The organism is Fructilactobacillus sp. X7R9C1 (assembly GCF_059901005.1).
This window is the reverse complement of the sequence record NZ_JBWXVG010000018.1, coordinates 1-5,328: the sequence shown is the minus strand read 5'-3', so window position 1 is coordinate 5,328 and position 5,328 is coordinate 1. Positions and strand designations below refer to the sequence as shown.

The 5,328-nt window shown below is 38.1% G+C and carries 9 protein-coding genes; all 9 read right to left on the bottom strand.

Going from position 1 to position 5,328, the window contains the following annotated elements; all coding sequences use genetic code 11:
- Positions 1 to 5 precede the first annotated feature (5 nt).
- Positions 6 to 401 (bottom strand): DUF806 family protein, encoded by a 396-nt coding sequence (locus AC6UD0_RS06945; protein WP_500708605.1) that lies wholly within the window; start codon positions 399 to 401, stop codon positions 6 to 8.
- Positions 402 to 412: 11 nt separating this feature from the next.
- The gene (locus AC6UD0_RS06940; RefSeq protein ID WP_500708603.1) at positions 413 to 796 is read right to left on the bottom strand and encodes an HK97-gp10 family putative phage morphogenesis protein; all 384 of its coding nucleotides are present in this window, start codon (positions 794 to 796) and stop codon (positions 413 to 415) included.
- Between the two features lie 2 nt (positions 797 to 798).
- Positions 799 to 1,143, bottom strand: a complete 345-nt coding sequence (locus AC6UD0_RS06935; RefSeq protein WP_500708602.1) for a phage head closure protein — start codon at positions 1,141 to 1,143, stop codon at positions 799 to 801.
- A complete protein-coding gene (locus tag AC6UD0_RS06930; RefSeq protein ID WP_500708600.1) occupies positions 1,118 to 1,468 on the bottom strand; it encodes a head-tail connector protein in 351 nt (116 codons plus the stop codon). Before AC6UD0_RS06930 ends, AC6UD0_RS06935 begins: the two co-directional genes overlap by 26 nt.
- 2 nt (positions 1,469 to 1,470) lie before the next feature.
- Positions 1,471 to 2,679, bottom strand: a complete 1,209-nt coding sequence (locus AC6UD0_RS06925) for a phage major capsid protein (RefSeq protein ID WP_500708599.1) — start codon at positions 2,677 to 2,679, stop codon at positions 1,471 to 1,473.
- 12 nt (positions 2,680 to 2,691) lie between these two features.
- Positions 2,692 to 3,408 carry a head maturation protease, ClpP-related gene (locus AC6UD0_RS06920; RefSeq protein ID WP_500708598.1) on the bottom strand — a complete coding sequence of 239 codons (717 nt, stop codon included), beginning with the start codon at positions 3,406 to 3,408 and terminating at the stop codon, positions 2,692 to 2,694.
- Positions 3,389 to 4,534 (bottom strand): phage portal protein, encoded by a 1,146-nt coding sequence (locus AC6UD0_RS06915; protein ID WP_500708596.1) that lies wholly within the window; start codon positions 4,532 to 4,534, stop codon positions 3,389 to 3,391. Before AC6UD0_RS06915 ends, AC6UD0_RS06920 begins: the two co-directional genes overlap by 20 nt.
- Positions 4,534 to 4,725, bottom strand: a complete 192-nt coding sequence (locus AC6UD0_RS06910; protein WP_500708594.1) for a DUF1056 family protein — start codon at positions 4,723 to 4,725, stop codon at positions 4,534 to 4,536. Before AC6UD0_RS06910 ends, AC6UD0_RS06915 begins: the two co-directional genes overlap by 1 nt.
- Positions 4,726 to 4,743: 18 nt before the next feature.
- The coding region (locus AC6UD0_RS06905) for a terminase TerL endonuclease subunit (RefSeq protein WP_500708593.1) at positions 4,744 to 5,328 on the bottom strand (585 nt) is incomplete at its 5' end.

Here is a 5,328-nt window from a genome sequence, read left to right as displayed (position 1 = left end):
TTCGCTCATTTTTCATTCTCCTTTAAAATTTCATTTTTGGTAAAATAAAAGACCTTACTCACTTGCTTCGTGTCAGGGTCTAAAATATGATTCTTTGATTGATCAATCTGCCAGTTGTTTGCTTTAAACAACTGAGCTAGTTTGATTTCTTCGTTTAAATAATTGAAGTCTTTTTTGAGTTTGTAGAAAATTTGAACTTCCACACCAATTTGCCAACCTTTAAAATCTCTGTTGGCATAAAGTATTGGCTCACTCGCAAAATCCGTAATCAATACGATGTTTTCTTTCGCAATCGTATTAACGTCTAGACTTTCGGGAATGTTCTCAGTAAACATTTCATCAATCCAGGGGAAATTACCAGACTCAATTAAATCAAACGCTTGGTTAATCGGTAGTTCCATATGCTAACCACCTATCTATCTATCATTTCGTGATACTTCGCTTTCTCAGCGGCAATAATCGCGTCTTTGCTTTCGCGACGAGCATTATCAGCAAAGTGAGTTGCTCGCATTTTGACCGTTCCATCATTTAAGAAACGTGCTATATAAGCCTTTTTGCTAAAACCAACAATTGAATTACCATTCTTGGACCCATCAATATCGACGTTTTGAGCCACTACATTATCTTGCAAATGGCCATACTTCTTATCGTTATTTTTCGATCTGGGAGTGGATTTTTTCAATCGTTTAGCAAACACATCCGCTCCAGCTTTCGTGATTTTAGCTTGGTCGCTTTCATCCGGAAGACACTTATTAACCTGCCGCTGAAAAGTAGACATCATTTCATCAAACTCCATAATTAGCCTGCTTTCTTAATCTTGCGTAAGGTCAAATAGTCATACGCTGATAAATCATAACCGTCGTTAGGATTGTAAGCAACAATGCGGTATTTCTCATTCTTATATCTAACAACATAACTATCGTTCAATCGGTCATCGTGCTTAACCACAATGTCAATTGTGTCGGCTACATCATTTCCAATTGCGGTATACGTTAACGAACGAGAACGTTTGTTGAACTTTGCCCACAACTTGAATTCTGGGACAAACTCTTCATCTTGGCCACCGTACTTTGAACGAACCGGCTTCATTCCGCCAAAATCAGCCATCGCGTTAAAATCACTTATCTTGAAGTGTCTTGGCATTCTTATCCGCCTCCGCTTCAGCTAAATCATGCATCCCATTCAGAGTCAAGATGATACTGTTGTACGTTGTATTCACATTGGATACAGGAGTGTCAGACTTCGAGATACGATAAGTGTACAACGTCCCAGTAAGTGAAAATGCCGCAACTTTGTATAAAGCAAAGACATCTTCCTTTTTATAGAATCCGTTTATATCTCTTCCGATGCTAGCTTGAATTCTAATCTCGGCCGCGTGTAAATAACCCTTAAGTAACTCGTCATCATCGTTGCCAATGATTTTTAACGTATACTTCAGTTCATCGAGATAATCGTCTAAAAGAAACATAATTATTTACCAGTGTTTGAAGTTGAAGCTGCTGGGACTTGATCAGGTAACGTTGTGAAAGAACCATTAACGAAAGCACCATCGTCGGTTAATTGAACGTCAAAACGGTCAATGACACGTACCTTAGTAGTGTCATGTTCAAAAGCACCTGCACCGATATTGGTAGATAACAAAGTCATTTGTTCTCTATCAAAGAGTGTGATACCTTGCTTCAAATCTCCAAAGATAAATGGATGAGCACTACCATTGTCTTTCAACCAACGGTCAGCAATTACAATCACGTTCTTGCCATCAATTTGTTTTTGAGCTGGATTAGTAACAGAAGGTTGAATCAAGTATTGACCAAAGGCATCTTTAACTTTACTCAAAACATTAAAGCCAGATTGGTTAGTGATAATAGATGAAGTGCTTTGAATAGCTGGATCCAATTGCACATTCATAACATCTTTAATGTCGTCAAATTTAGTGATAGTTGGTTTCTTAGGTTGTGTACCAATAGCAGCAATAATCTTTTGATTACGAGTAACTACCACTTTTCTTGCAATCCATTGATTTAAGAATGCCATTAAATTATCAGCAGAATCATTCAAAAGAGTGTTGGTAATTGTAGAAATACCAGCAAATCGATGAATTACAAAGTTAATTGGTCTTAATTTAGGATCGTCATTATCACCAATTTGAGCGGATTCGTCGTCCAAATCGCCAAGTGGGGTAATGTCTTGGAATTTCTCCCAAACACGACTACCAGATAATGTACCAACTGCTTCAACATTTACTAATGGTTGAAGTGAATCGTATTGACGCATTAGCTCATGGATTTGAGTTTGCTGGTCAACGGGAATGGTCAACCCAATTGCGTTACCTTTATCATCTGTATCAGAATTTAAGGCATTAACAATCTTCGGATCACCTTTCATCATGCCAACAAATTTATTAACAAATTTTACTTTATCATCTAGACCCTTGTTTTCAGGGTTCTTTGGAAGTGGTTTTCCTTCATTAGAAGGATTTTCGTTTTCTTTTGCATTATCCAACATGTACTTAGCGTCATCACGAAATTTCTTTGCTGATTCAAACTTAGCTTTCAATTCAGCAAATTTATTTTCATCATAATTAGCATCGTCGTTAAATGCTGTCTGCATTTCATTTTGTAGGTCGACCACTTTGTTGCCAGCGTCAATCCACTTTTTGTTTAAATCATTAATGTTCATTAATATTCCTCCTTAATTTTTACCTAATAAAATAGCCAGCTTCTTTTCTCTTAAAGAAGTTGGCTCATTATTTTCTTGATTGTTGTTAATGGCAGGTTTCTTACTATTTTTAATAAGTGCTTTAAATTTATTAAGAGCATCTTTACTAGGAAGCCCTACCAATGAATCAGACATTGCCGGAACTTCTTCAAAGCTCATAATGTTATCGCAAAATCCTTTATCTTTTGCTTGTTTAGCATTCATAAAAGTTGTGTCGCTCATCATTTTAAGCACACTCGCTTCATCTAAGCCAGTTCGGTCTTCATAAATACCAGCAATCATCTGATCAGTTGAATTAAAAGCATTCATAATTTGCTCTAAATCATCAGCGTTTACATTACCTAAATCAGAACTAGACTTATGAATCATCATCATACTGGATGGCGACATATTGATTGTGTCAGCCGCCATCGCAATCACAGAAGCAGCACTAGCAGCTAATCCTTCAATATTACATGAAATATTATGTTTGCTTGCTGCATTGCGTAGCATGGTATACATTTCGCTTGCAGAAAAGACATCACCACCAGGAGAAGCAACATTAAGTTCAATATCATCATCATCATTTAAGCTATCGATTAAATCAGATATTTTTTTAGGACAAGAATTTTGAATGCCAAAAAAATCATCAAAGTCACCGGTGTCGTTGTTAACCACTTCACCTTTAATATCAATTTTCTTCGTTGTCATTGGTCTCACCTCCCTTCGATGGCCAGATTGGATCTGGTAATCCATCAGTTGTAAAGCGGCTCTGCTTCATCATGTAAGCTGCTTGATTTGGTGCTAAAGCACCGTCACGCGTGAGACTAGAAACCGTTTTAGCTAACGTGTCTCCCAGTGGGTCAACAGCTGAACGTAAGTCCATACTGACATTGACACCGAGCTTCTCGGTTAACTCACCAGTAACAGCATCAGCAAAACGAGATAACGATTTAACATAAACTTCGTTTTCCATTTCAATTGAAGACTGTTGGTCACCGGTCCCGTTAATCACACTGCTGGGCATGCCATAGACTTTGGCAATCTGCTTACCTGTCCAATTAACCTGGTTAAGTAATGCAGCCACATTTGATTTAATCTCCAGCGGCTTAAACTCTTCCATGTCATCAATAACAAGAACACCATTTTGGAGCTGTTCGGTAACCTTCTTCGAACGAGCTGACTTGACTTCATCTGGAAGTTTAACGTCTGCTTTTTCGTGCAAGACTCCCGGAGCGATTGCTGACTGTTGTAAGGCTTTAAGTGTCAACTGATTGGACTTATCTTTAATGTTCATTTCATTGGCCAAAGCTGTTAACGGGCTAACACCAGTCATTCCACCGTTCTTACTCATCAATCGAAAATGAATCATATCGTTAGCCGGTATGTTTTGTACTACTCCAATTTCTGGTTCATCAAACGTCACGTTATAGACCAAACCAGAACCGTCTCCTAATAAAAAGGCACTAACTTGTGAGGGACGTAAGTACTCCCAACGTAAATCAGTACCATTGATATTTCGAAAACGATAAGCATAACCATTACCACTAATCAATAACTGAGCAAAGATGCTTTGCCAAAACGAACGCGCATTAGCGGTTGTACTTGGATGTGCCAAAATACCCTGTGCTCGTGGTTTATCTGCAATTAAATAACTCCGAGCCATATCTGCTGACAACTGGAAAATCAAACTATAAAAATCTGAGTTATGCAAAGCTTCGTCAGCGTTCACATAACCATAGTCAGAGTTAGTTGGACTTAGAAAATGGGCTAAATCATCAGCACTCATCGGAATCGATTGGACCGATGACTTATTACTAAAATTAAAAACGGGCATTATTTATCACCCCCTTTAAGATTAGGGAGTTCACTTAAAAATCCAGTTAAAAATAAGGAAAGAGCAATTGCTAACAATCCCCACTTAACTCCAAAGTAAAAGGCAAACATCACAACGAAACCTGCGCCTAAAACATAGCAAATCACGTCAAAATACCGCCAAATGACGGCAAATAGCTTACTAAATAGCATCAATAACACCCCTTTTCTTTACGTCATCCCTGACTTTGGATCCTTCATCCAGGAGATGAGGTCTTCCTCAGTCATACGTTTAACCTTACTGTCAGCGTCACTCTCAAATGAATAATCAGTAAATTCCCACATGGCTTGATATAAAGCGTCAATAATGGCATCAACCACATCAATCTTTAATGTAGCTTTATTCTTATCGACTTGAATTCCAATTTTATCTTCGACAATTTGTGCATTAACTAAGGCTTTTTCCATAATCCGGTCATTTAACCTGGTCACATTACTTTCTACAAATATCTTTTGTAGAAACTTCGTCGGGTCTTTTAAATCGCTAGTTCGTTGCCGAATAGCATTCAATGGCCAACTCGTGTTGTTGTCTAACATACGAATAAAACCATTGACTCCCATGGCATCGTAGCCAAAAAAGACCACGTTTAGGTTGTGCTTTTCAACGTAGTTTAATAACCACTTGTAGACCTGGTCATCGTCAATCAATCCTTGATAGTGACTCGTAATCGTACAAAATCCTTGCTTCGCTAAGTCACGATAATTGACACCGTCTTGTTTTTCCTTAGCTTCAATCGAACCAGCACGATACCATGG